The sequence below is a fragment of the Bacillus sp. mrc49 genome (assembly GCF_002803435.1).
Genome location: NZ_PHNG01000722.1, coordinates 44,920 through 71,708 on the forward strand (window position 1 = coordinate 44,920; position 26,789 = coordinate 71,708).

Annotated in this window: 27 protein-coding genes and 1 pseudogene; 7 read left to right on the forward strand and 21 right to left on the reverse strand. The window is 42.5% G+C overall.

Going from position 1 to position 26,789, the window contains the following annotated elements; translation table 11 throughout:
- Positions 1–224: 224 nt before the first annotated feature.
- Complete coding sequence (locus CVN76_RS20785; protein WP_100532885.1) at positions 225–980, reverse strand: hypothetical protein; 756 nt, start codon at positions 978–980, stop codon at positions 225–227.
- Between the two features lie 109 nt (positions 981–1,089).
- Here CVN76_RS20785 and CVN76_RS20790 point away from each other — a divergent pair, with 109 nt between their 5' ends.
- The gene (locus tag CVN76_RS20790; RefSeq protein ID WP_100532886.1) at positions 1,090–1,581 is read left to right on the forward strand and encodes a hypothetical protein; all 492 of its coding nucleotides are present in this window, start codon (positions 1,090–1,092) and stop codon (positions 1,579–1,581) included.
- 94 nt (positions 1,582–1,675) lie between these two features.
- On the opposite strand, the gene CVN76_RS20795 is transcribed toward CVN76_RS20790, so the two are convergent.
- The 4 genes from CVN76_RS20795 to CVN76_RS20810 all read right to left on the reverse strand — a co-directional run bounded on the left by CVN76_RS20795 (position 1,676) and on the right by CVN76_RS20810 (position 5,660).
- A complete protein-coding gene (locus CVN76_RS20795) occupies positions 1,676–2,569 on the reverse strand; it encodes a DMT family transporter (protein WP_100532887.1) in 894 nt (297 codons plus the stop codon).
- Between the two features lie 34 nt (positions 2,570–2,603).
- Positions 2,604–4,067, reverse strand: a complete 1,464-nt coding sequence (locus CVN76_RS20800; protein WP_100532888.1) for an aminoacyl-histidine dipeptidase — start codon at positions 4,065–4,067, stop codon at positions 2,604–2,606.
- 48 nt (positions 4,068–4,115) lie between these two features.
- Complete coding sequence (locus tag CVN76_RS20805; protein ID WP_157805734.1) at positions 4,116–4,727, reverse strand: VanZ family protein; 612 nt, start codon at positions 4,725–4,727, stop codon at positions 4,116–4,118.
- Positions 4,728–4,835: 108 nt separating this feature from the next.
- On the reverse strand, positions 4,836–5,660 hold the full coding sequence (locus CVN76_RS20810; RefSeq protein ID WP_100532890.1) for a MerR family transcriptional regulator: 825 nt from the start codon (positions 5,658–5,660) through the stop codon (positions 4,836–4,838).
- Positions 5,661–5,763: 103 nt separating this feature from the next.
- Between CVN76_RS20810 and CVN76_RS20815 the strand changes: the two genes are divergently transcribed.
- Entirely contained in the window at positions 5,764–6,213 is a 450-nt protein-coding gene (locus CVN76_RS20815; protein ID WP_100532891.1) for a GNAT family N-acetyltransferase, read from the forward strand.
- 135 nt (positions 6,214–6,348) lie between these two features.
- Here CVN76_RS20815 and CVN76_RS20820 read toward each other — a convergent pair whose 3' ends face one another.
- Positions 6,349–6,993 carry a hypothetical protein gene (locus CVN76_RS20820; protein WP_100532892.1) on the reverse strand — a complete coding sequence of 215 codons (645 nt, stop codon included), beginning with the start codon at positions 6,991–6,993 and terminating at the stop codon, positions 6,349–6,351.
- Positions 6,994–7,086: 93 nt separating this feature from the next.
- Here CVN76_RS20820 and CVN76_RS20825 point away from each other — a divergent pair, with 93 nt between their 5' ends.
- On the forward strand, positions 7,087–7,269 hold the full coding sequence (locus CVN76_RS20825) for a hypothetical protein (protein WP_100532893.1): 183 nt from the start codon (positions 7,087–7,089) through the stop codon (positions 7,267–7,269).
- A 162-nt stretch (positions 7,270–7,431) separates the two neighbouring features.
- Here the strand turns inward: CVN76_RS20825 and CVN76_RS20830 are convergent, their stop codons facing one another.
- Entirely contained in the window at positions 7,432–8,448 is a 1,017-nt protein-coding gene (locus CVN76_RS20830; RefSeq protein WP_100532894.1) for an ABC transporter permease, read from the reverse strand.
- Positions 8,448–9,170, reverse strand: coding sequence for an ABC transporter ATP-binding protein (locus tag CVN76_RS20835; RefSeq protein ID WP_100532895.1), 723 nt, complete (start codon positions 9,168–9,170; stop codon positions 8,448–8,450). Before CVN76_RS20835 ends, CVN76_RS20830 begins: the two co-directional genes overlap by 1 nt.
- Before the next feature lie 124 nt (positions 9,171–9,294).
- On the opposite strand from CVN76_RS20835, the gene CVN76_RS20840 reads away from it, so the two are divergent.
- On the forward strand, positions 9,295–9,894 hold the full coding sequence (locus CVN76_RS20840; RefSeq protein ID WP_100532896.1) for a TetR/AcrR family transcriptional regulator: 600 nt from the start codon (positions 9,295–9,297) through the stop codon (positions 9,892–9,894).
- A 46-nt stretch (positions 9,895–9,940) separates the two neighbouring features.
- Here CVN76_RS20840 and CVN76_RS20845 read toward each other — a convergent pair whose 3' ends face one another.
- From CVN76_RS20845 to CVN76_RS20870, 5 genes are all read right to left on the reverse strand, one after another.
- Entirely contained in the window at positions 9,941–11,188 is a 1,248-nt protein-coding gene (locus CVN76_RS20845; RefSeq protein WP_100532914.1) for an MFS transporter, read from the reverse strand.
- Between the two features lie 232 nt (positions 11,189–11,420).
- The gene (locus CVN76_RS20855) at positions 11,421–11,612 is read right to left on the reverse strand and encodes a hypothetical protein (RefSeq protein WP_100532898.1); all 192 of its coding nucleotides are present in this window, start codon (positions 11,610–11,612) and stop codon (positions 11,421–11,423) included.
- Positions 11,613–12,026: 414 nt separating this feature from the next.
- A complete protein-coding gene (locus CVN76_RS20860) occupies positions 12,027–12,860 on the reverse strand; it encodes an STAS domain-containing protein (RefSeq protein WP_100532899.1) in 834 nt (277 codons plus the stop codon).
- A gap of 304 nt (positions 12,861–13,164) precedes the next feature.
- On the reverse strand, positions 13,165–13,860 hold the full coding sequence (locus tag CVN76_RS20865) for a class I SAM-dependent methyltransferase (RefSeq protein WP_061142721.1): 696 nt from the start codon (positions 13,858–13,860) through the stop codon (positions 13,165–13,167).
- Between the two features lie 2 nt (positions 13,861–13,862).
- Positions 13,863–14,390: a PH domain-containing protein gene (locus CVN76_RS20870; protein WP_157805735.1), complete on the reverse strand. Its 528-nt coding sequence runs from the start codon at positions 14,388–14,390 to the stop codon at positions 13,863–13,865.
- 237 nt (positions 14,391–14,627) lie between these two features.
- Between CVN76_RS20870 and CVN76_RS20875 the strand changes: the two genes are divergently transcribed.
- Together CVN76_RS20875 and CVN76_RS20880 are read left to right on the forward strand one after the other, a co-directional pair.
- Complete coding sequence (locus CVN76_RS20875) at positions 14,628–14,906, forward strand: PadR family transcriptional regulator (protein WP_373921359.1); 279 nt, start codon at positions 14,628–14,630, stop codon at positions 14,904–14,906.
- 16 nt (positions 14,907–14,922) lie between these two features.
- Positions 14,923–15,660: a pentapeptide repeat-containing protein gene (locus CVN76_RS20880; RefSeq protein ID WP_100532901.1), complete on the forward strand. Its 738-nt coding sequence runs from the start codon at positions 14,923–14,925 to the stop codon at positions 15,658–15,660.
- A gap of 448 nt (positions 15,661–16,108) precedes the next feature.
- Here CVN76_RS20880 and galE read toward each other — a convergent pair whose 3' ends face one another.
- The 7 genes and pseudogenes from galE to CVN76_RS20915 all read right to left on the reverse strand — a co-directional run bounded on the left by galE (position 16,109) and on the right by CVN76_RS20915 (position 23,208).
- Positions 16,109–17,080, reverse strand: a complete 972-nt coding sequence (gene galE / locus CVN76_RS20885; RefSeq protein WP_100532902.1) for a UDP-glucose 4-epimerase GalE — start codon at positions 17,078–17,080, stop codon at positions 16,109–16,111.
- A 231-nt stretch (positions 17,081–17,311) separates the two neighbouring features.
- Positions 17,312–17,536 (reverse strand): annotated as a pseudogene (locus CVN76_RS31920) (glycosyltransferase); the annotation flags it as partial.
- A 217-nt stretch (positions 17,537–17,753) separates the two neighbouring features.
- A complete protein-coding gene (galU, locus tag CVN76_RS20895) occupies positions 17,754–18,641 on the reverse strand; it encodes a UTP--glucose-1-phosphate uridylyltransferase GalU (protein WP_100532903.1) in 888 nt (295 codons plus the stop codon).
- 277 nt (positions 18,642–18,918) lie between these two features.
- Positions 18,919–20,658: a phospho-sugar mutase gene (locus tag CVN76_RS20900; RefSeq protein WP_100532904.1), complete on the reverse strand. Its 1,740-nt coding sequence runs from the start codon at positions 20,656–20,658 to the stop codon at positions 18,919–18,921.
- 491 nt (positions 20,659–21,149) lie between these two features.
- The gene (locus CVN76_RS20905; protein ID WP_100532905.1) at positions 21,150–21,791 is read right to left on the reverse strand and encodes an NAD(P)-dependent oxidoreductase; all 642 of its coding nucleotides are present in this window, start codon (positions 21,789–21,791) and stop codon (positions 21,150–21,152) included.
- A gap of 301 nt (positions 21,792–22,092) precedes the next feature.
- The gene (locus CVN76_RS20910) at positions 22,093–22,515 is read right to left on the reverse strand and encodes a disulfide oxidoreductase (protein WP_100532906.1); all 423 of its coding nucleotides are present in this window, start codon (positions 22,513–22,515) and stop codon (positions 22,093–22,095) included.
- Positions 22,516–22,518: 3 nt separating this feature from the next.
- On the reverse strand, positions 22,519–23,208 hold the full coding sequence (locus tag CVN76_RS20915; RefSeq protein ID WP_232732402.1) for a DsbA family protein: 690 nt from the start codon (positions 23,206–23,208) through the stop codon (positions 22,519–22,521).
- Between the two features lie 281 nt (positions 23,209–23,489).
- On the opposite strand from CVN76_RS20915, the gene CVN76_RS20920 reads away from it, so the two are divergent.
- Positions 23,490–23,933 carry an Rrf2 family transcriptional regulator gene (locus tag CVN76_RS20920; RefSeq protein ID WP_100532908.1) on the forward strand — a complete coding sequence of 148 codons (444 nt, stop codon included), beginning with the start codon at positions 23,490–23,492 and terminating at the stop codon, positions 23,931–23,933.
- Positions 23,934–24,009: 76 nt separating this feature from the next.
- Here the strand turns inward: CVN76_RS20920 and CVN76_RS20925 are convergent, their stop codons facing one another.
- Complete coding sequence (locus CVN76_RS20925) at positions 24,010–26,682, reverse strand: SH3 domain-containing protein (protein ID WP_332850657.1); 2,673 nt, start codon at positions 26,680–26,682, stop codon at positions 24,010–24,012.
- Positions 26,683–26,789: the final 107 nt, after the last annotated feature.

Below are 26,789 nucleotides of genomic sequence, written 5' to 3' on the forward strand. Positions count from 1 at the left end.
ACACAAATTGTCTGAATAATATGTTTATTTATTCATTCTACCATTTTATACACTTTCCTATCAAAATCTTCATGATTTTCATGAAAGGCAAAAAAACGGTGTGAAGATTCACACCGTTTCAGACTATAGACAGACTCAATGAAAATCGAGTATGTCTACATCTTTTTCATGACTTGTACCAAAGGAATTTTACTTTAAGGTTTTTTTAACTCTTATTCTAATGCTTATTTATATATTAAGGCATATAAACCATCAGCTTTGCCACTTGAAGTTTTTTTTGGTGAAAACCCTGTCTGTGTTCCAAGTGACTTAGTTGAAATAACAATCCCAGCAGTATTTCTAGTTTCTTTATATCCTGTTCCCCATGTCTTATTCATATAAGGGGTAAAACTAACATATCCAGTTTTCCCTTTACTAACAGGAAAAGTTGTTGAGAATTTTGAAAGACTAGTTAACGATTTTTGCCATGAGAATGAGGCACTTGATTTAACTTTTGATTCAAAAGAAGCAGAGTATGAACCTGTAAAAGAGTTATTTACTGTGACAGATTCACCATAAGTAATTGAACCTGGCCCTTTTATGTCAGGCGTAACTTTTCTCCTACTTCCATTAACTACAGATTTCCCTTTTTCTCCACTGTACCTGAATGTTTCATATGTAAGTGGAGACCTCGGAGTAATTTTAATTTTCGAATCTATATTTTCTTTTAATTCTAATTCTTCATTTGTCTCTATATCGTCATTCGATGTCATTAGTTGTTTATATTCATCCAAATCAATCTGCACTAAATTTCCATCGGCATCAGTTTTGAACGCCTCATAAATTTTTTCATTCGTATCTGCATCCTCAAGATAAGGATCTCCTGTTTCTACATCAGTTTTCTCTAAGAATCTCTCATTACTCCCATTGGCAAATACTTGATTAGCTCCTAAAATTGAAAAAAGTGCCACAATAAAAAACAATATGAAGTTTTTATTCAAGATATTCCCTCCTTTACATGGGTCTTATATACTATAATAACACTATTTTTTATAATTTGTTATTATTTTCTTAAATTAGTATAATAACCTAAATAAGGAGGTGGTTGACATGATTAAAATTTTAAAAATATCATTTTTCATTCTATCAATTTTTGTAGTAAGCAGTTGTCAGGAAAAAGTTATAGAGGATACTCCATCTAAATTAACTATTATTGAGAAAGAGCAACAACAAACTGAAGTGCAGAATCATATACTGAATTATATACGCGTTAATATCGTAAATGAGGCTAATAAAAACAATAATTTAATTGATTCCTATTATACATATGGGTTTGATAGTAAAAAAATATATATGTTTTATCAATACGCTTTAGTTAATGAAAGTGAAACCATTGTTCATACTGACTATTTTCCTGTCATTTTAAAACGTAATAAGGACGAAGAAATTATCAGTTATTTAACTCCAAAAAAAGGAGAAGATAAACAAGAATTTTTTAATGAAAAATTCCCTGATGGACTCTTAGAAAAAAATCATAAAATTGATGATGAGTATTCTTATACAAAATCAGAAATTGAAAAACAGATAAACAGCAATGATTGAATTAACAATCGCCAAATAACCGCTACCCTTAAGAACTGTTGAAGAGAATCGATCAACTTAAAGATAAAAAGGAATTGGGCAAACGTACGAGCAATTATCCATTTAGTGCCTGCTCTGTCTTTTTTCCAAATCCATTGATGATGACGACACTCGAAATCGCAACCAGTCCGCCTATTGTGGAAAGGACACTCGGAAGCTCCTGGAGCCAGATCCAAGCAACGATAATGGCAAATGCCGGTTCAATATACATCATGCTCGAAACGGAGCTGGCTTTCCCTAATGATAGGGCAATGGCCCAAGATACATAAGCGACGGCTCCCGGAAAAATGCCGATATAGAGAGCAGAGACATTCGCTTCCAGTGTCGCTTCTTGAATGGTATGTATAAGGCCTGGAGAAAAGATGAAAAAAGGTAATGTGCCTGCCCATGTAAAATACGCCGTCAATTCAATCGGCTTGTAACGAAGCAATAATGGTTTTTGAAAAACAAAAAAAACCGAAGTGGCAACGGATGCGAATAACACTAAAAATGCTCCGTTTGTAAAATGGAAGCTTGAACTGGCCGTTCCCAACGTAATAAGGAAGATTCCGACAAAACCAATCACTAACCCGGCCCAGCCAAACAAACCGAGACGCTCCTTTAAGACTATGGCAGCTATTACCGCCGTAAAAATGGGGGCAGAGGCAATGAGCATCGCTGCCGTCCCAGCTGAAACGGTTTCTTCACCGAATGTTACACCCAATTGATAGAGACTGATGCCGATCCAGCCCAAGATCACTATTTTTATCGCGTCCTCTTTTCGCGGTAAACGGAATTTGCTCGCAGGCCATAGAGCATAAAGGATGAAAACGCCTGATGCTATAAGAAAACGAATCAGCACTAAATGCCCTGCGGAGTAACCGCCCTGGAGGCTTGCACGAATGGCCGCAAATGCAGATCCCCATAAAATGATGGCTACCGCCGCTATCATGAATATCTTCAGATTCATAACCAGACCTCCATTCCGTTTTTTATATACAAGCCTAAAGGTCCTTCATCCTTTTTAATGTGTATAGGAAGTATTCCCAGTTATTTATCGTCGAGGGGATGCTGAGATGTTCATCAGGTGTATGGACGGAAAATATATCCGGCCCGATCGCAACGGCATCCAATCCTGGTATCTTATCGATGAACACCCCGCATTCAATTCCTGCATGGACAGCGATGATTTCAATCTCCGCATCATATTTGTCTTGATATGCTGCTTCAAATAATTTCTTGAGTTTCGAATCAGGATTATAAGGCCATTCCGGATAATCCGCATCAATCAGTAGGTCGCAGCCGAGCATGTCCGCGATGGCCTTTGCCTGGGTGACCATATGGTATTTCATGCTTTTGATCGAGCTTCTGATTTCACTTTCGAATGTCAATTCGGCATCATTCGCAGTAACGACCCCTAGATTCGTCGAGCTCTCGACCAATCCCTTTATGCCCATGCTCATTCCTTGTACGCCGTGGGGGATGATCAATAGTGAGGAAATGGCTTTAGCCGCCGTCTCCTTGGAAAAAACGGTGTCAGAAACGGCGAAGCTCCGGTCAAACTTTATCGACACTTCAGGATCGGAGGATTGCATTTCATTTTTAAACGTTTCGTCCCATTGCTGGATTTTCTCCTTTACCTTATGCTCATCCTCAACATGGAACCGTACCATTGCCTCTGCTTCACGAGGGATCGCATTCCCTTTCAGCCCCCCGCTCATTTGCTCAATAAAGCATGGGAATTCCATCGTTAAATCTTGTAATAATCTTCCTAAAAGTTTATTGGCATTCCCTCTTTCCTTATCGATCGATATACCTGAATGTCCGCCCTTCAGCCCTTTAATCCTGATACTATAGGGAACTGCATCGTTAGGGGCGGCTTCCCATGTGATCGGGAGGATCTGTCTGACACGGATTCCCCCTGCACTGCTGACGAGCAGCTTTCCGTCTTCCTCCGAATCGATATTGATCAGCATTTTTCCCTTGAAGTGAGCTGGATCAACGGCAAGGGCCCCGTTCATCGTCGTTTCTTCTTCGGTCGTTATCACGATTTCAAGCGCAGGATGCGGGATATCATTCGCATCCAGGAGAGCTAAGGCATAAGCAACCGCAATGCCGTTATCCGCACCTAGAGTGGTATCCGTCGCATAGAGCATGTCGCCGATTACCCGTAATTGGAGGGGATCGTTCTCAAAATCGTGAAGGGTCCCCTTATTCTTTTCGCATACCATATCCATATGTCCCTGGATGATGATGGCAGGAGCGCTTTCATACCCAGGTGCTGCCGGCTTTTTAATGATGACATTGAGGGCTTCATCCTGGATTGCCTCTAGACCCTTTTCCTTCGCAAAACGAACCAGATAATCACTGATCGCTTTTTCATTTCCCGAACCTCTCGGGATTTTCGAAATCTCTGCAAAATAATGAAACACGGGATGGTCCGTTAATTCTTTCAACGTGCGATACATGAAAAACACCCTTTCATACAACCTATTTATATAACTTGGGACACTTCGTCACCAGCATCCTCCCTTCCCAGGCAGGATCTTAACCCCCCTGGAGAAAAGGGGATATAGGAGGTATCCCAAGTAAACACCGATCATGTTCAGGATAAGGTCATCCACATCCAAGCTTCCGCGCCTCAGAACGAACTGGCTGATCTCGATGATGGAAATCAAGATGAACGGATGAAGGAATTTCGTTAAGGCGGTTGGCTCTTTCCCTTCCCTGGACAACAAATACAGCCCGAACGGAATGAAGAGTTCTACATTGGCGCTAAGGTTATAAAATGACACAAGTTCATCCATTTCGTTCGATGCATAAGATAGAATGGTGGAAAATGGAATCATATTATAGGAATAGACCTGACCTGTTGGCCGAAAAAACAGCAAAACCACTAGTGATGTACTGTAGCCGACAAACGCGGCCTGCCATAAAAAACGCCTGACGGTGATCACTTCTCTGCGAAAAAAAACAACGGCGAACGAGACGAGCATGAGGATACAAAACCAGACAACCAGGATTGCCAGAGGATTCAAATATAAGGAAATCTTGAGAAACAAAGGAAGACCGCCTAAAAATAACGCTTGCGACAGAAAAAAGGAAAGCAGGACCGATTTTAGCGACATATGCATGTCTCCTCCTTCCAAATCATACCTATCTTTTTATCCTAGGGCATCTTCCACAAACCGTCAACAAACGTCTCAATCGGGTGAGGCCGGGTTAATAGCGCTCCCTCATTCGACTTCCACCATGATCTGGGTCAGGTAATTTTCATATCCCTTTACCGAGACTTCATCCAGGATGTATTCTTCGTAGGCAAACGATTTGATGTTCAGGTTTTCATGTTCCATGAAGCGGACGATTCTTTTATAAGTTTCGGAAATATTTTCATAGCTTCCCTTATGGTAGGCAACGATATAAAGTCCCTTCGGTTTGGCATGGAAGGCAGGAGTATGATGCGTATCATTTACTTTCGTGTAAAGAAACGAATAATTATCATGATCTCCGTCGAGGATTCTTTCTTTGCTTATCATCGCCCCGATAGGGAATCCGGTGTAAAATTCATTGTCATTGCAGAAATCGATGAAGTCCGAAGTCGCTTTCAAGAATTCGGCATCAGAAGAATTCAGGATGGATTCGCTTATGAAAAGCTGTTCTTCCTCCTCGAGTCTCAAGGTGATTTGCGAGTCATCCATACATAGCGCTTTTTCAGTGAGGGAGATTTTCGTTTCGATGATTTTCTGCATTCGATGAAGATTTCTTATCTTTTTTTCCAATTCCAGCGACTTTTCTTTGAAAAGCTCGATCAGTTCCAGAGGTGACCTGTTGGTAAGAAACCACTTAATCTCCTTCAATGGCATATTGAATTCCTTTAATAATGAAATGACAGAAAAAACTTCAAATTGTTGATAGGAATAATACCGATACCCTTTGTCATTTTTGACATCGGGAGTGAGAAGCCCAATATCATCATAATGGATGAGCGTTTGTTTCTTTACATTGCATAATTTGGCGAATTCACCGGTTGTGAAATATTTTCCTATATTTAACTCGGACATTTTGATCTCTCCTCTTGACTATATGGTAACCAGATACCTTAGGGTATTAGTATATCATCATAACAAAACGGATAAACCGGAGCGAATTGAGAAAGGAAATTATATGACAGTCCATATTAAAGAAGTCACGAACGAAAATAGAGCGGAGATTTTGAAGCTGCACATCCATGAAAAGCAAAGAACATTTATCGAAACGACCGAGCAATGTTTGAAAGATGCACGGGAATGTAAATATTACAAGCCAGTCGGTCTTTATACGAAAGATACCTTGGTCGGTTTTGCGATGTATGGTTTTTTCCCTGGCGAAGGGGAGCATGGCCGAGTTTGGCTCGACCGTTTTTTCATTGACGCAAAGCATCAGGGACAAGGCCTTGGAACAATCCTGCTCGAGGCTTTGATCGAACGGTTAACCATGGAGTATGATTGCCCCGAGGTCTATTTGAGCATAGTCGAAGAGAATCAGGCTGCTTCTCACTTGTATAGGAAATTCGGCTTTGACTTCAATGGCGAGGCAGATTTCAACAATGAAAGAGTCATGGTCAAGAAAATATGAGCATGGAGGAAACATGCGAAAAAAGTCCTTAAATTAAAAAGGTTGCCCCTAAAAGTCTTATTCCTGACTTTTGGGACAGCCCCTGAATAGATATACTGTTTAATTTTCCATTGATTAATAAAAATATATCGTGTTTTATTTATATTTCACTTTAATATAAGGAGCACCTACAGCATATGCGGTATTTGAATAATACGTATTTATAACCTTTCCAGCAGGGCTTTTTACTACATGCTTAAATCTTTTGAAAGTAATGTCTGACCAAACACCTAATCTACTATATTTTTTTGAATTAGCTGGGATGGTAGCAGAAACTGATGTATTATGAGATACACTAACCCCCACATTATAACCACTATAACTATAAGAACCTGAAATAGTATAAGATTTCCCACGAGAAATAGTATAACTGCTAGCTTTAATCCAAGCATTTGTAAGAGGATGATAGTTCACCCATTTTTCTTTTGTTGTATTAGTAGTAATAGTAGTAGTTGTAGTTTTATTGCACGTTGCGCATCTAGGAACAATTTTAATCATTTGGTTATCTAAATAAGCATTATAATCTTCTACTGTATTAAAAAACACTAAAGTCCCATCGTCTTTTGTTAACCTATACGGAGTATCAACTGTTAATCCTACATTGGCTTCTTCAATATCAAAAACAGAATCAGCTCCTTTATCTGCTGAAACTTTTGATAGGTTCAAAGATCCGATTAATAAAATAAATAGACTGAAAAGACTAAGAAGTCGAATGTAAAACTTTTGGTTATAAATTCTCATTTTTAAATCTCCCCTTTTTTCCTATATTTTCTGTATAATATCATTATACATTTTTTAAAAAATAATACAAATTAACCAAGTGGAGGTAAAATAATGAAATTATTAACCGGTACTCTAGCATTATCTGTTTCTTTTATACTATTTATTTATTTATATGGTTTAAAGGTTGATTCTTCTATTAAATACAATGCAACATTTTATACTTTTCCCGCACTTCTATTTTTTATAGCCTTATTTTGTTTTGTATCATTGATGGTAAACAACAACAAAGACTGAAAGAAAATAAAAATGTTTAGGCTAAAAAGGGCGTCAATTAGGCCGATTTCGACTTTTTGACGCCCCTACTTTAAAATCAAGAATGCTGATTTAAATGCATTCTTGAATTTTTTTTTCTTCTTTTGGCTGATTTTATCCTTTCGGGACAACCATTGCACTCGTTCATAAGGAACGGTATCTTTTCAAGCTAATGATATTGATCGTTATGAACACGGCCGAAAATGCCACGAGTACGATAAGATCCAGGAATACATCAGCGAAAGAAAAGCCTTTATACATGATGCCGTTCATGGCATCCGATGCGTAATAAAGCGGCATGATCTTGCCGATTTTTTGCAGCCAGTCCGCCATGCCATCCAAGGGGAATATCCCTGTGAAGAAAACCTGCGGTACGATGACGAGCGGGATGAATTGCACCATTTGGAATTCGGAGGTGGCGAAACTGGACAGCAGCGTGCCAAGCGATAAGGCCACGAGTGCGACAAGTATATTCGTCAATAACACGAGCCATAAGGAGCCCACGAGCACGATATCCAGTACATTGACGGCATAGAGGACGACGATGATCGTCTGAATGAGGGCAAATGAACCATAGCCGATCACATAGCCGGCGACGATTTCATGCCGCTTGATCGGCGTGGCCAGCAGACGCTCCAGCGTTCCGCTTGTTCGCTCCTTCAAAAGCGCGATTCCCGCGATCAAAAACACGAAGAAAAAAACGAAAAAGCTCACGAGCATCGGACTGAAGGTGTCAAAGCCCTTTGTATCTTCATCTCCGTACACATATTGCGATTCAAAGGAAGGCATTTTTCTTGTATGTCCCTGCAGTCCCAGCATCAGCTGCATTTGGACGGCTTTTGCGCGTGCTGGTTCGTCGTTCAACAGCGTAAGCTCCATTTTTCCATGTTCAACGTGCAACCAGCCATCCGTTTTGGTTTCAATCATTCGTTTCCTTGAAAACTCCTCAGCTGCCTTTACTTGAAAATCGGCCTGTTTCAATCCCGCGATCGTGCTTTGATCACTGCCGGTTACGACGATTTTCAACTCACTCGCTTCTGTGCCGAAAATGAAGTACATGAGCGTTAAGATGAGCAAGGGGGCGAGGAAAAATAAAGCTAGGGTCCTTCGATCACGGCGCAGCTGCTGGATGATTCGCGTCACGAGAGAGGAAATCCGCATCACCGTCCGCCTCCAATCTTTAAAAAAACGTCATCAAGCGTTTCCGCCGCAAATTGTCCTTTTAAAGCGGCAGGCGTTCCCGATGCAATGATAGCTCCCTCACGCAGCATCGCCAGTTCATCGCATCGTTCCGCCTCATCCATGACATGCGTCGTTATCACGATCGTCTTGTGCTCTTCATCTCTTAACCGCTCCAGCTCCTGCCAAATGGTTCGTTTTAGCATAGGATCGATTCCCACCGTCGGTTCATCCAAAATGAGGATTTCGGGATTTTGGATGAGGGCGATCGCCAAGGATAAACGGCGCTTCATCCCCCCGGAATAATGGGCAACCCGAGTGTTCAAATCATTCGTTAACCCGACGATTTCAGCTGCATATCGGATCCGCTCGCTTCTTTCCTTTTTCGATAACCGATATAGCTTCGCAAAAAACTCAAGGTTTTCAGCACCAGTCAGCTCAGTATACAAAGCATCTGATTGTGCCATATAGCCGATTTCCATCAACAATGTTTCATTTGGCACCTTATGATCGAGAACCGTGACGCTCCCGGCATCCGGCTTAATCAGGCCGACAATCATCTTGATCAAGGTCGTCTTTCCGCATCCTGAAGGACCTAACAAGCCGAATATACCACTTTTTTCTATCCTGAGGTCCAAGGGCTGAATGACCATTTTATGTTGAAAGCCTTTGGCGATACCTTCCATGATAATCGCATGTTTCATTGGACGCACTCCCTTCCACTTTAATTAACACGATGTTGAATGTATCATCATTCTAAGGTAGCATGAGTTTCAATACAATGAACAGATTTTGAAAAATGTCCAGTGAAGTGAGGGGGATATTCAGATGGCATCGATTCATGAGGAAATGATACAAAAAACGAAGGCTCATATCCAGCATCACTTCATTGCACTCATTGAAGCAGAAGGATTCACGCATGTGTCGGTAAAGAAGATTGCAGAGCGTGCGAACATCAATCGAGGCACCTTCTATCTTCATTATGCAGATAAATATGCGTTGATGGATCAATTGCAGCAAGACTTGCTGGATGAACTTCAAGCACGTATTACGGCGATTTTACCGAAAGAGGCTCTTCTTGCCCTCCATCAGCAACAGCTATATCCGCCTTTCGTCGCGATTTTCCAATTCATCGGTGAGCATGCCCAACCCTTGAAGGCGATTCTTGGTGATCAGGGCGATCCTGCTTTTGCGAAAAAAATAAAGCGTGTTTTCGGTGATGTCCTTTTGGATCGATTGATCAGCCAGCATCCTGCGGCTCTCAATGAAGCATTTCGAACATATATGCACGCCTTTTTGACATCGGCGATTTTAGGGGTGATCCAGGAATGGCTGGAAAATTGCGAGGAACAGCCAGTGGAGGAAATGGCAAAGATACATTTTCAAATCTTGAACTTCATCAGCCAATTACACACATTCATTAAATGAAATGGATATAAGGCATGTTCACCGCATGCCTTGTCGGAAAGGTCGCTTACCCCTTTTTCTCCGCCATTCCCCCTTCACTGGAATAGTACCTGCTTTTCATTGGCTTCATACTGAGTACAGATAATAAAATCGAAAGCGCCAGCAGCATCACGGAACCTGTAATCACGACGAAGCGAATCGAAAGGAAATGGGCAGAAGCACCGACAATCACTGTTGTCATAATGATCAATAATGCTTCCAACAAACCGAAAATGCTGCCCACCCTCCCCATGATGTCCGCCGGGATATTATTCTGATAAAAAGTTTGAAAGCCAGTATTAGCAAAAGCCAATGAAAAGGCAATAAGGAAAAATCCTGTAGCCGCGATTGCAAAAGAAGTCGACAAGGCATAAATCATATAACCGATCGAAACACATACGGAACCCAGGCCAATCAGATAGGATATCCGCATTTTACTGATGAATAATGCATTGACGATGGCTCCGGCAATGATACCGGCCCCGGCGATGCTAACGAGGAATCCGTAATCACTGTCCGACAAAAAAAGCACGGCTTTGGCAAATGCCGCTTCTTGAGAGTCCATGGCCGTTTCCATCACCACCATGCAGCTGAACAAGAAATATATGAGCATCACATAGGAGGCTTTTCGGCTGTAATCGAGGACGATGCCCCAATCCTTTTTCACGATGGTCCAGGATAGGTGGCGATCGGTAAGGCGGAAGGAATCATCTTTTTCAAGATCTGGCATGAATAGCGTGATCACGCCTGATAATACTAAGGCTAGAGCATTGATATAGATGGCTGCAACGGGGGTGCCGATTAAGAAAAGGAGACCCGCTATCGCTGGTCCAATCAAAAAAGCCCCGGAATCGATCAAGCTTCGTAATGAGTTGAATCGTTTTCTCTGTTCGATCGGTATTAATTTTGTTATATACGTCCTTGATGTTGTACCAAACACGGCCTCTGCCATATTGATCACCAATACGAGCGAATAGATGGCCCAAATGGAGGAAGTCAATGCCAGCAAAGCGATGAATGCCGCCCGGAATAGATCAAGTGTTACCATCATCTTCCATTTATTCATCCGATCGATGACGCTGCCAGCCCAAACATTGGTCAACAATACCGCCAACGGTTTCACCATATATAAACCAGCGACCGCTAAGGGAGACTTGGTCAAATCGAGAACGATCAAATTAAGCGCGATGAAATACACCCATGCGCCGAAGTTCGAAATCCCGATCCCGCACAATAAAATGGAAGGATACTTCCAAGAAGTCATTACATGTTTCAATCTCATCTATTCCCCACCCCTGGTTGTCATGCCCGGCTGAATGTCCTTTCAAATCCGGTACTACAACGAAGTCCTTTTTTTCTAAATTTTAACATCGTCCATTCCGAACTGTAAATGATTCCAACGCAAAAAAACCCATTGATCGGCAATGAGTTTGTAAGCGAAACAAGATATGGATTTTTCGGTTCGGCGCTGACTATCATTTCATGCATAAATGCCGTAAGGAAAATCTTCACCTTTGTGAAAAAAACTTTAACAAAGGATTCTTTTTCTTATCGGTTATTCTTAACTCATTCATGATGATTTGATCCTCATGATCGGCTATCCATTTTCTTAGTGCAACTTTATCCTGACATTGGGTTAAATAAGTCTGGCCACCCTTGCCTGTAGCATTGATAACATAGCGATTGAACGTCTTCTCCATAATTGCCCGCCTTTTTTGTAAAGTGTGTTTGATTTTATTTAGGGTTTCCCAAAAGAACGAATATATATTGTCTTAATTCGGATTTTCTAATGAATCGAACCTATCATAATGTGCTAACTAATATTTGTCAATACGTTTTCAAAATGTAACTGAAATGTTAATTTTCAGTTTTGTGCGGGCCTCATGGTTGGCTGTATGAAGGGGATGATAACGAGAGAAAAGATGCAGGACTCTTCCCTATACGGAATGAAGTGAGAGGAAGATACGGATGTCTCTTTTACCCATGCCGACTAAAGCATGCGTTAAAAACCAAGTATGCTCACCAAAACAAAAAAGACCGCCATATGGCAGCCCTTTCCTTCAAAACCAGACTTGCATTCTAAATGAAAGCCCTGGTTCTTTGAATTGTATGTATCATTTTATCGTATGAATCGCTTGGGCTAAAGTCGCTTTGACCGTCACCTTTTCAAAAGGCAGTTGAAGCTTGACTGCTTTCATCGCTATTTCCGGCCTAAGTCCTGAAAGGGTCGTATGGATGCCGATGAGATGCATGGATTCGATCAATTGTGACAGCTGATGTGCGGATGCACCATCTATGGCATGGACGCCTGATAAATCAATGAACAGTCTTGAGACATTTTTTTCGGCACACTGTTGTAACGTGGTTTCAAGCAAGGACATGCCCCTAGCCGTGTCGATATCACCAATCAGCGGGAGTAACGCTGTATGATCATTAAGAGAAATGATGGGCGAGCTCAGTTCATCGATCGTTTGCTGCTGGGCTTTCATGATTTTGTTGGCATACCTATGGTTTGCCTCAGTGAACCTTTCCATCACTTCACTGAACACCCTGACCACGATCTTATACCAGGAGTTGATTTCCGCTTGGGTATATTCCTCTTCATGCAATGCTGCAAACTGCTCGATATAATCCAAGTATTGTTTTTGCGTCCGGAAAAATTCCCTCAATATGAAATATATGGGAGTGTTTAAATGTTCCTCATCCTTACCGATATCTTCAATCCATTCGTCTAGCTTATTAAAGAACTGGCTTTCTTCTAACGTAAAGATTTGAAAGAAATGTAAATGAAATTGATAGTTTTGCTGCTTCAGTTTTTCGATAACTTGGGGATCAGGAGAGCTGTATACCCCCGCCGTATCATTTTTATTCAAGGTTGCATACCAATCTTCAGTCAGTTGTTTTGCTTTATTTAATAAAAAGGAATATAGTTCTCTATTTCTATGCATAAACGTCTCCACCTATTTATTTAATATAAGAACTCATTTCAATTGGTCTCAAGTCTGCTGGTACCGCGAGTTAGCAGTCCTCTTCCCATATACCTTCCCTGCTGCTTTTGAAACCATACAACTACTGATTTATTTCGAAAAAAGGGTGAACATTGAAATTTTCTCTATTGTTTTGGGACATTATTCGTTCGCATCATTTCATTTTAATAGTTCACCATTTTTATTTTTAGTTAACAAATCCGCTTGCACTCAAAAAAAGGACCTGCTCCCAGATCCCGCGTTCGCAATCTTTTCTTTTAGAACATCACCTTTTCATGAACAAACCCGTCCAGAGGCCTTGCATTCCAAATGCTTCATCCGTTTTCTTCATTTTACGTATTTCCGCAACTTCGAAATCCTTGAAAATGGTCCTAAGCTTTTCTTCCGTAAAGCCCAATCCTCCCATAAGGCTTCGTTGCCTATAAACCTCCCAATCCGATATGGCCGCACCACCCAATTCGCCGCCTTCTACAAAACAGGTAATCGAATAGGCCCCTTTAGGTTTTAGCGCTTTTTTGACCATCTCCAGATATTTCAGCCTTCGGTGCGGGGCTATATGGTGAAAACAGCCAGAATCATACACGATATCATATTTTCCTTCCACGATTTCGATGTCGAATAGGTTCCTTTGAATGAAGTTCACATGCACATCCTTTTCTGCCGCTCGTTCCATCCCCCATTTAAGGGCTTCTTGTGACAAGTCCACCGCATCGACCGAACAGCCCCTTTCAGCAAGGTAAATGGCATTTCTTCCAGGGCCGCAGCCTAGCTCAAGAACCTGCCCTGGACCAAGCAGTCCCTCATCAAAATACGTTACTAGATTTTCATCAGGAAGGTTTTCGAAAAAGGGGATTCCCTTTTCACGATCTTCGTAAAAACCATTCCAAAATGCTGTTGGCTCCCGTAAAAGCGAGTCGAGCATATTCAATATATCTTCATAGTTTGTAATCGTCTCAGACAACTTCATCTCTCCTCCCGGTTAACCCCATCTTTTTTTTGGTATGGATGCAGCGTACGGTCCTTCCACGCTTCCAAAGTCATCCTTTCGAATTCTTCATCAAACTCCATCAGGGCCTTGGAAATAAACCGCTTCGTGTGCGGGTGGTGCATGAGGCAAACAGGTGGAAATCCAAAAGCGGTTTTTATCTGCATTCTCTTTTCTTCGAGCATCCTCCATATCAACCCTAACGACCTACAGGGCGACATGCCTGATTCTTCAATGAACGTTTCACGATGCAAGGGGGAAATGAGAATGTACTGATGTTGGCCATAGTATATTTTTATACGATCCAGTGAAAGCGCCGGTGACGATAACGGATTGAACGACCTATCAAACGCCTTGATATCATTGATGGATATCGTCTTCCGGATGAATGCCGATCGAACGAGCAAGGTCTTCTCCTCAATGACATAATACGTCGTGAACCAAATCCATAGCAGTAAACAGATGATGGGACTTTCATGGACTTCACTCTCTGAAATCAAATGCAAGTTAGCCTTCATTTTTACATTAGGTATCTTTTACCAATTATAGTATTTTTTCTACTAATTTTCACCTATGAATACATCTACTTTCCATTAATTTGTAAGCGTCTCATCATGCAGGATTACCTTTTGTGCAAAGTACCTTGACTGTCATAGTAATATGATATAGGATATACAAAAGGAGGTGAGGATTTGATTCAACGCAAACTTTCCTCAGACCTGCTTCGCGGACATGTGGATACAATGATTCTGAAACTCCTGCAAAGTGGCGATAAGTATGGTTACGAGATCAGCAAACTGATATATGTGAGTTCAAATGAGCAATATGAAATAAAGGAAGCAACGATGTATTCCAGCTTAAAACGTCTGGAAAAAGACGGTTGCATCCTCTCTTATTGGGGAGACGCCACCCAAGGCGGCAGAAGGAAATATTATAAAATCACTCCTCTCGGGGAAGACACATATCGGCAAAATAAAAATGACTGGGAGCAGGCTAAGCGAATCCTTGAAAGCCTGCTGTAAGAAAGGATGAGTAAATGTGATTGAAAAACTGCATGCACATGTTCATGGCATTTTTGCACCTTATCAAAACGCCAGAACGGCTAAAGAGTTGGAAGAAGAACTGCTGCAAAACCTGCTCGAAAAATACAATGATCATAAAAGGAAGGGCGCAAGCGAAAATGAGGCGTATGAGTTAACCGTTGACTCCATAGGTGAGGTATCAGAGCTCGTCGATGCCCTCAACCTTCAATATAATGAGCTTGAACAGGCGATAAAGATGGATTATTCTAAACAACGCTTATTGGATTCCGACTTTCGCTCCGTTTCCGTCCATGATGGAAAATTCAATTCCTGCGATTTAAGCCGCTCTGATTTCAGCCATTCCGACCTGACAGGCAGTACATTCAAAGGCAGTAACTTAAGTCATTGCATCTTTGAAAACGTCAACTTAACAAGTACCTTATTTAAAAGTGCCAATTTAAAAGGCGTCACCTTCAAAAGCAATACTTATAATAAAACCCATTTTAAAGGCTGCAACCTATCGGGGCTTATTTTTGATGGCGAATCATTCAACCAAACCATTTTCGAGGGCTCTTCATTGAAAAAAGCATCATTTCGCGATGCCACTCTCATCAGTGTTCAATTCAGAATGTCCGATTTAAAGAAAATCGACTTTACTGGAGCCTCCATGGATAAACTCACTTACAACTTTTTATACGGAGCAAAGGTTGATCTTAGCGGAGCAACCATCATTGAAAGGAGCAATTTACAATGACTTTACCGATTGCGATTGTCGTATCCACCTCAATCCTTTGCATGACCGTGTTTCTGACTGCGGTTGTGTTAAAAGGAATGAGCATGGGTGACTGATTGATTATAACGCTGTGCCAGGACTTGAATTTTCTTGTCACAGGGGTTTTACGATTTGAGAGATTTCAGGAGGCATCATGTTCTTCATCGCTTCGATAAATAACCAATCGTAATGGAGAGAACCCAAATGTGTTGTTTTGACCAAGGAAAAACAACAACATCAAGAAGGGGGCTACATGAACGATCATTCCCTTCCATACAGCTAAAATGCCTTAAAGGTTATAATGCCTGGGAGGCTCACGGACCGCCTCTGGAAAGCTAAGTGCCTGGAGTGGAAAGAAACGGATAAAAGACAAAATCTCAAATCTAAAAGCAAAAGGGTTTCGGAATGCGATCCGAAACCCTTTTATCGTTTAATTCACTTGGGATTTATGCCATTTCCACGCACTTTCAATGATTTCTTCCAAATCTATGGCTGCTTTCCAGCCTAGGTCTTCATATATTTTAGCAGCGGAAGCGACGAGTCGGGCTGGGTCTCCAGGGCGGCGGTCTGCATATTCAATGTTCGGTTTCACGCCTGTGACTTTTTCGCATGTGTCGATCACATCTTTAACCGAAAATCCCTTTCCGTTCCCCAGGTTATAGGTGGCTGTATTCTTCTTTCCCGACAAGAGTGCTTGAAGCGCAATAATATGGGCTTTAGCTAAATCGGTTACATGAATATAGTCGCGAATGCATGTACCATCCTGTGTGTCATAGTCCGTACCAAACACGGAAATCTTCTCACGCTGACCTAATAAATGCTGCAGAATGATCGGAATCAGATGTGTTTCCGGATCATGGCACTCACCGATTTCCGCCGATTCATGTGCCCCGGCTGCATTGAAATATCGCAAAACAACATAGCGCAGGCCATATGCTTGTGCAAAGTCCTCCAAGATTTGCTCCACCATCAATTTCGAGCGGCCGTATGGGTTGATCGGATCAGTTGGCTGATCCTCGTCGATCATATCTACATTAGGTATCCCATAAGTAGCGGCAGTGGATGAAAAAATGAAATTCTTCACATCATGCTTGAGCATTGTATTCAATAATGTGAGGGTCGCTCCTACATTATTTTCATAGTATTTATACGGGTCTTGAACCGATTCCCCCACCAAGCTATTGGCTGCAAAATGCATGACCGCTTCTATGGGATATGTATTGAATATTTCATTCAATACCGTTTCGTCCCCTAAATTCCCTTCCACCAATTTGGCCTTCGAATCAACCAATGAACGGAAACCTGTTGAAAGATTATCGAGGATGACAACCTCTTTTTCATTTACTAATTCCTTTACAAGATGACTTCCGATATAACCTGCACCGCCAACGACCAAAATCACATTACATTTCCCCTTTCGAACTGCCTTCTTTGCACTTATACCCGGTTAGGATTTATCTGCCTGAATTGGAGAGAAGTACCTACTTATATTTTATAGGCATTTCTTGAAGGTTTCCATGGCTAATTCATTATATTGGTGATAATCAAATTTTCCCATTCCAGATTTAGCATCATTAGCCATCATCGATAACCCATTTTCAAGTCCATTTATGCTATTTTCAACAAGCACTCCCTATTTACCGTTTTCCAGAACGGTCCGGTTCGCGACTATATCCGTAGCCAGGATCTTCATCCCTAACGTCATCGCCTCCAGTAAAACCATAGGCTGGCCTTCATAATGTGATGACAGAACGAAGCAGTCACATTTTTCCATGAATGAAAAGGGATTTTCGAGCTGCCCCAAAAGATGGATGGAATGATTCAGCTCCAGTTCATCAATGATGGTCTGTAAATCTCCCCTTAAAGGACCTCTTCAATAAAAGGTGAGGCATTCCATAGCGAACCAAACTGCGCACGGATTCCCAATGGACCGGTTCGATTCTTCTTCACGGTAAGCTTTCATATGACTGATTATTCTGTATACTCACTAAATAGAAATCCCAAGGGCTTTTATGGACAAGAGGAAAAAAGCCTATCATAGCTGGCTTTTCCCTCCTGGATCCATATAAAGAAATTTATTTGGTTGCTGCCTTATGCATTTTAAGTATATTTTCCATTTCCTTGATGATGTCATCTCTCAATTCAGGGCGTTGCAGCGCAAATTCGATGGTCGTTTTCACAAAGCCATCCACCACTCCGACATCATAGCGTTTACCCTCGAAATCGTAGGCGAATACTTTTTGGATTTCATTCAATTTTTGGATCGCATCCGTCAACTGGATTTCGCCGCCAGCTCCTGTTTCTTGCGTTTCCAAGAAATCGAATATTTCCGGGGTTAGAATATATCTTCCCATGATGGCTAAATTGGAAGGCGCCGTTCCTTGTTTCGGTTTTTCAACGAAACGATTCACTTCGTACCTTCTGCCTTCCTGGGTAACCGGGTCAATGACGCCATACCTATGCGTTTCTTTTTCATCCACGGGCTGAACGCCAATGATGGACGAGCCCGTTGCATCATATTCATTGATTAATTGACGCAATGAAGGAACTTCACTTTGTACGATGTCATCACCTAAAAGGACGGCAAATGGTTCATCGCCAATAAAGTTACGTGCACACCATACAGCATGTCCAAGCCCTTTAGGTTCTTTTTGCCTAATGTAATGGATATTGGCTAGATTGGAGGGATATTGCACTTTCTCCAATAAATCGAATTTTTCTTTTTCGCGCAGGTTGTTCTCTAGTTCGTAGGCATTATCGAAGTGGTCTTCAATCGCCCGTTTATTCTTCCCTGTAACAATGATAATATCTTCGATTCCCGATTTCACGGCTTCTTCTATGATATATTGAATAGTTGGCTTGTCCACTATCGGAAGCATTTCTTTAGGCATCGCCTTCGTAGCTGGCAAGAATCTAGTTCCCAATCCCGCTGCAGGTATTATCGCCTTTTTAACTTTTTTCATTCTTTTGTAACTCCTTCGTAATAACTTTTTCACCAGTCCATATGATAACTAGTTTACCATATACCTTGTTCATAGTAACATAGTCTCGTTTTTTGTAAATGTTTCAGTCAAATATAGCCACTTTCACATCAACCTATTATATACCAATTTCTTCAAAATTAACATCCGTCTTTACAATAATATCCCGATCCGGCCGGGTTTGCTCCAGCATGCCAAATGGCCTTTCCCCGAACGGATATCGGGAAAAGGCCTCATTTTGTTCAGTAATATGGCTGCATTACGCTCCGTTAATGATTCCGTTAATTTTCTCCATAAAGGCATTCATTACCTGCTTCAGTTTCAACTCGGCTTCTTCCATTTTTTCTCCTTGGATGCCGAAGTAGAATTTGATTTTCGGTTCCGTCCCGGAAGGCCGTAAGCAAACCCATGTACCATCTTCAAGGAAATACTTGATTACATTTGATTTGGGTAAATCAATCACTTCCTCGGTATCAGCGTCCATCGCCAGCTTCAGGCTGTTTTGATAGTCCTCCTGGACCACTACAGCTTTTCCGGCAATGTGCTTGGGGGGATCTTGACGGAATTGATCGAGAATCCCCTGGATTTGCCCAGCGCCTTCGATGCCCTTTAAGGTCAACGATTGAAGTCCCTCCAAGTAATATCCGTACTTTTCAAAGATTTGGATCAGTCCTTCATATAAATCCATGCCCTGCTTTTTATAGTAAGCACAAACCTCAACCGCAAGGATGGCTGCCTGGATCGCATCTTTATCCCGAGCAAAATCCTTGATTAAATAGCCATAGCTTTCTTCATAACCGAATAGGAAGGTATGCTGCCCGTTTTCCCGATAATCGTTGATTTTTTCGGCGATGAATTTAAAACCGGTCAATACATCTACGGTCTCCAAACCATATTCCTTCGCAATCGTACGGCCGATTTCCGAAGTCACGATCGTTTTTAAGACCACGCCATTTTCGGGTAACGTCCCTTTTGCTTGCTTTTCCCTTAAAAGGTAATCCAATATGAGCGCACCCGTTTGATTGCCAGTAAGCACCACATACTCGCCAGCTTTATTTTTAACTGCGATTCCGAGTCGATCTGCATCGGGATCGGTAGCGATCAACAGGTCGGCAGATACCTTATTGCCCAAATCGATCGCCATTTCAAATGCGGCATGCTCTTCAGGATTCGGAGATTTGACTGTCGAGAAATTGGGATCAGGCAATTCCTGCTCTTTTACGACATGTACCTTGTCGTATCCCAGATCCTGCAAAGCCCGCCTCACCGATTTATTTGCCGTCCCATGAAGCGGCGTGAATACGACCGTCACATCGACTTGCTCACTTATGTCCTTGTTTTCCGGGACAGTAAGTAAATTTTCATTATAAGCGGCATCGATTTCTTCACCGATCATCTCGATCAGCCCCTGCGCTTTTAAGGTCTCTTCATCCTTCACCGATATCGTCAATTCATCTTCAATCGCATTGACGAATCCAATGACTTTATCAGCCGTGGCCGGCGGAAGTTGCGCGCCATCCGGCCCATATACCTTATAGCCATTGTATTCGGGTGGATTATGGCTAGCAGTGATCACGATCCCAGCATAAGCATTCAACTCACGAACGGCAAAGGATAGCTCTGGAGTCGGTCTTAGCTCATCAAATAGATACGCCTTTATCCCTGCAGTAGCCAAGGTCTTCGCTGCCTCCATGGCAAATTCAGGTGATTTAAAGCGTGAATCATACGCGATTGCCACACCCCTGTCTTTTGCTTCATCTCCGATTTCCAGGAGATAATGCGCCAATCCCAATGTCGCTTTGCGAACCGTATACAGATTCATCCGATTCGTGCCTGCACCGATTTCCCCGCGCATGCCGCCTGTGCCGAATTCCAAGTTCTTATAAAACGCATCTTCAACTTTCTTCTCATCATCTTTAATCATTGTAAGTAATGACTTCATTTCCTCATCAAGGCCTTCGAAATTCACCCATGAGTTGTAGGAACGTTTCCAATCCATCTTCACACAGTCCTTCTTTCTTTCTAGTTTCCTATTGGAAAAACCAGATAATTCTACTAAAAACCACAACATAAAAAAAGCCGTACATAGGACTTTCTTCGCTATATTATCAGCAATAAATGGACAACAGTCAATATTTTCAACATAAAAACTCCGGACGGCCAGGAGAAAAGGAAGAATTCGTGTGATATAGGACGAATTGTTGTGGGGGTGTAGGTTGAATTGTTGGCGTCTGGGACGAATTATTCCGATGGGGGACGAATTAATCGGGTGTAGGTCGAATTATTGGACGTCTAGGTTGAATTAGTGCGGATGTTGGACGAATTATTGAGCGTCCAGGACGAATTAACGGAAGTCTAGTTCGGATTCTTACATCTACTTTGTTCATTGGGGAGGTTCCATCAATGATTAGGGTGAACTTGGGCATCGCCTCTGTCTCATATAAAGCATATATCGGGAGACAGGGACGCGACGGCCAAGTCCGTTTTATATTATTTCGCTTCGCCGACAACGGTGAAGCGTTGATTGATGTGCTGCGGATTTTCCATTTCGTCAAGTACCGCAATGGCGAAGTCGGCATAACTTACATAACTCTCGCCTTTTGAGTTTACGAGCAGATTGTCTTTGCCAAGTTCATACTGACCAGTTCTCGTCCCTTGTGGATCAAAGAAGGCGGAAGGACTGATGAATGTCCACTGGATGCCGCTTGCCTGCTGCAACCTTTCCAGATTCTTGGATTGATTATACGCTGAGGCAAAGTACTCTTTAGGGAATTCAGGCGTATCCAGAACACGTGTCGTTTTCTCCTCGTCAACGAAAAGGCTTCCGGCTCCGCCGACAACGATCAATTTAGTTTGAGGCGCGCCTTTGAGGGCATCGATCAGGATGTTCCCTGCCTCCACATGCAAATGTTCTTTCCCTGGAGCTGCACCAAAAGCATTCACAACCACATCGAACTGCTTCAAATCGTCCGCTTGAATGTCGAATATGTCTTTAACCAAAATGGATACCGTTTGATCCTGAACTTTGGCTTCATCCCTGACCACCGCCGTAACTTCATGCCCTCTAGTCCTTGCCTCATTTGAAATCACGCTTCCTGCTTTTCCGCTTGCACCTATGATCGCTATTTTCATTGTAGATTCCTCCTATGATTGGTTGAAAATTTCAGATGTAATCATTTATGTTACAAGTAATAATATAAGTTACAGGTTACTCCTTTGTCAAATGCTAGTTGGATATATGTTCGGCGATATAATTGCGGATTCCGTTGATATATTCCGGGTTTCGCCTTCACTCGCCAATTTCGACGTTCACTTGCCAGTTTCGGCGCTTTACTCGACAATTGCGGTGTTTTATGGTTATTCCCGATCGTATTTTATCTATAAAAAAACACCATTTCCTGTGGAGGCATTTCCACAAGGAATGGTGCGGTTTTCATGCTGCTGTTTCGTTTTTCCGATTTGTGTTCATTAGCAATCCCATACATATGGTGATGAGAGTGAATGCGATAAAGGCCAAAAACGGAATCGTGATGAACCCTAGCCAATTTATATAGTCGACTGAGCATGGGACACCGCTTTGGCACATTTCGAATTGCTGCAGGGCGGGGATCTTTTGCAGGCAATAGTGATACCCCGATACCAGCATCCCCAAAATGGACAGGGGCAGGATGTATCGGTGGATTTTCAGGTCTTGCTCATAAAAGGCCCGGCCTAATAATAGGACGAGTGGGTACATCAAAATTCGTTGGTACCAGCAAAAGGTACAAGGTACATAATGCAGGATTTCACTAAAGTAGAGACTTCCTGCAGTGGCCATGATGGATAATATCCAAGCGAATAATAGCGACTTGTTCATCGACTATTTCTCCTTCGCTGCTTCATCGACCATTTTCTTTAGATCATCTATCGTGTTCCCCTCAAACTTCTTGCCATTGACGAATAGGGAAGGTGTGCCGGATACGGCTAATTCTTCGGCAGTCTTCATATCTTTGTTCCAGTGTTTTTCGGATTTGCCTGCTTTAAAGGAGGTGACCACTTTTTTCACGTCAGCTTCATTTGCGATTTCCTTCAATGTATCTTCTAAGAATTCATCGGTGAATATGTCTTCTTTTTCATATTTATGATCATCGGGCTGCTTACTGAATAATAGCTCATGAAACTTCCAGAAGGTTTCATTTCCTAATTCCTGATATACGCTCTCCGCAAATTTAGCGGATCTAGTGGAATCGACGTTAATGAACGAATAATTCATGAAATAAAATTGCGCTTTTCCTGTATCGACCAACTCACTTTTGATCGATGGAAAGAATTTCTCCTCGAATGTTTTACACACTGGACATTTATAATCACCAAATTCAACAATTTGCACAGGGGCTGAATTATCTCCTAAATAAGGCTGTGATTTATAATCGATTTCATAAGCGGCTGTATCCTCTTCTTTACCGTTAGCCAGGAAAATGAACCCGATAATGATTACAGCCACCAACCCGATGATCCAAAACGTGAATGCAGATGATTGTTTTTGTTTCTTATTTTTTTTATTAGACATCATGAACCTCCATAGCTATTATAGTTGTTTAAAATTCCTTATACAGGTCCCTTGGACTCCATTAAGGCTGATTTCAGTTCCCCCTTTCCATTTGCCGCATACCTGTAACTGATTGATTTACACGGTATAATATAAGTTTCACCATGATGGTTTGTCAATTTAACATACCTTTTATTTATGGCAGCGGAAGTGATTAAATATCATTATAACTTGTAACTACTTGAATTACATGTTAAATAACTATACTATATAGGAATCGAGATTTTAAAGGAGAGAACAAGATGTCCATCAGTACCCGTTTTTCCGTAGGAATCCATATATTATCTCTTTTAGAAATAAATAAGGAATGCGTTAACACATCTGATTATATTGCAAAGAGTGTCAACACGAACCCCGCCTTAATCAGGAAAATTACCGGCATGCTCAAGACTGCAGGCTTGGTGAATGTCAGGCCTGGCATCGCTGGAGCTACATTGGCCAAGGAGCTGTCCGAGATTACTTTGCTCAATGTTTATCATGCCGTTAATGTGATGCAGGATAAAGAACTATTTGGCATTCATGAGAAACCTAACCCAGCATGCCCCGTTGGAAGAAATATACAGGACGCGATAGAGCCGCTCTTTTCAGTCGCTGAACTTGCCTTGGAAAAAGCATTGGGCGCGGTCACGATCGAGGATGTCGTCAAGGAGATCATCGAAAAGGATAAGCAAAGCAATTCCGAATAAGATGAGGATTTCCGGGCTTTCATTTTAAAAGCAAAAACACATGAGGTCGACTCATGTGTTTTTTTCTGCTGATCGTTTATTTATATTTAGGAATTTCAATCGTCAATTTATAGGAATCTAATAAACTATATAGATTATAAATCTGTTTCACTTGCTTGGTTGCCCAGCCAATATCAGTGGCATACTGATGTGAAGCATAGCCATACTTCTCTGCTGCCGTTGGGTTCCACCTCATTTTGTAAAGTGTGTCCTGCCCTGCGGAGATGTAGCCTTTGGCGATGAATTCGGCGCCGCCGATAATGGCCGCTTCCGGCGTGAACCAGCCGGCATTATAGGCATATTGAGCACCGCTGCTGACAGCTGTACCGTCATAAGCTCCCACTCCATACATATTATAGACCGTTCTCCCGTTCACCTTTACTCCTGTTGCCAACGGTGACGTGCCATTCCCTGTCTCCAGCAAGGCATGCGAAATCAAATAAATCTCATTGACTCCATACTTTACCCCTGCGGAAGTGAAGATCGCAGCTTGTCCTTGCAGTATGCCTTTGCCTGAAAGGATTCTATCATTCACTTCGGAAACATTCATATTGGTAACTTGGGAGAGCTTGACGAACTGGTAAGAATGAACTGGATCATTGACGAAATTTTTGGGATTCAGGTTATATTCTATGTCTTCCGGACTAGCATTCACCCATGTCTTGTTATAGCTCACCTCGTACCAGTAGTACCCGTCAGAGCCTTTGACTTTTGATTTAATCGTCAGCGATTGATTATTGCTTACATCCCCGACTACCCAATAATCAGGGCCAGCTCCGCCCCTTACGCGCCAACCGGAGCCTTTGACGGTGCCTTTGGTTGAATTTACGAGAGACAAGCCATCCTCACGTATGTAGGTTTTGTACGCTTTATCTGTTTGCGCATTTGCCGCCATTTGAATTTGCACCATCTTATCCATTGTAAGATTGTACTCTTTTTCGATCTTGATGACCGAGTCATTCGGATTCCCTGGAACATCCGGTGCCTTTTCAGTTAAATATTTCGTGCTCACATAACCCGTTTTTCCGTTAGCCGTGATCCTTGACCAGCCATCTGCTTCCGAATACACGGTTACGGCCGTTTTATCTACTAGCGTAGCTATGATAGAAGCGGACGTCGATGCGCTTGAACGCATATTCAAACTGGAGCCATCATTCACATTTACATATTTGGTAATGGTGGTTACTTCACCGCCTGGATTCTGTCCGGGTTTTTCCGGTGTGGCACCAGGTTTCGTCGTTGATAGATATTGCGTGCTGACGTAACCTTCCCCGCCATACGCTTTAACCTTGGACCAGCCATCTGCTTCAGAGATGACTTCCACCTCTACACCCCTTGCCAATTTCACGATGACCGAAGCGTCTTCTGATGGCTTATTCCTCATATTGAGTGTCCCTGAGTTCACGTTTACATATTTCGTCGTCGTTTTTTCAGGGACCGCCGGCTTGGAGTCCGTTACCGGTTTTGTCGCCGTTAAATATTTGGTGCTGACATGGCCGTCCTTTCCATTGGCCTTGACCTTCGCCCATCCTTTGGATTCCGAATAGACCTTTACCTCGGTTCCCTTTGAGAGCTTGGCGATGATGCTTGCGGTTTCACTGCCGCTTTTGCGCATATTCAGCGTGCTTGCCGTCACGTATTTGGTCGTCGTTTTTTCAGGGACAGTCGGTTTGGGAGCGGTTGCCGGTTTTGTCGCCGATACATATTTGGTGCTGACATATCCGTCCTTTCCATTGGCTTTGACCTTCGCCCATCCTTTGGATTCCGAATAAACCGTCACTTTCGTCCCCTTTGAAAGCCTTGCGACAATGCTTGAACTATCCGACCCGCTTTTACGCATATTGAGCGTGCTTGCCGTCACGTATTTGGTCGTCGTTTTTTCAGGGGCAGTCGGTTTGGGAGCGGTTCCCGGCTTTGCCGCCGATACATATTTGGTGTTGACATACCCGTCTTTTCCATTGGCTTTGACCTTCGCCCAACCTTTCGATTCCGAATAAACGGTCACTTTCGTCCCTTTTGAAAGCCTCGCGACAATGCTTGAACTATCCGAACCGCTTTTACGCATATTGAGCGTGCTTGCCGTCACGTATTTCGTCGTCGTTTTTTGGGTGGTTACTGCGGATCCAGCCGCTGGCTTCGTTGCCGACAAATACTTGGTGCTGACATACCCGTCTTTTCCATTGGCCTTGACCTTGGCCCAACCATTCGATTCCGAATAAACCGTCACCTGCGTCCCTTTTGAAAGCCTCGTGACGATGCTGGAGCTTACGTTACCGCCTTTTCGCATATTGAGCGTGCTTGCCGTCACATATTTCGTCGCCGTTTTTCCAGTTACGGCGGCTTTGGTTACCTGATCAGGCTTCGTTGCCGAAAGATACTTGGCATTGACATAACCATCTTTTCCATTGGCTTTGATCTTTGCCCAACCCTTGGATTCCGAATAGACCGTTACCTGGGTGCCCCTCGTCAGCTTCGCTACTACGGCTGCACTTTCGGTCCCGCTTTTCCGCATATGGAGGGAACCCGTGCTGACATTCACATATTTTGTTGCCGTTTTTTGGGTGGTTACTGCGGATCCAGCCGCTGGCTTCGTTGCCGACAAATACTTGGTGCTGACATACCCGTCTTTTCCATTGGCCTTGACCTTGGCCCAACCATTCGATTCCGAATAAACCGTCACCTGCGTCCCTTTTGAAAGCCTCGTGACGATGCTGGAGCTTACGTTACCGCCTTTTTACTTGTTACGGAAGATTTGGCTGCCTGGTCCGGTTTCGTTGCCGATAGATACTTGGCATTGACGTAACCCTCTTTACCATT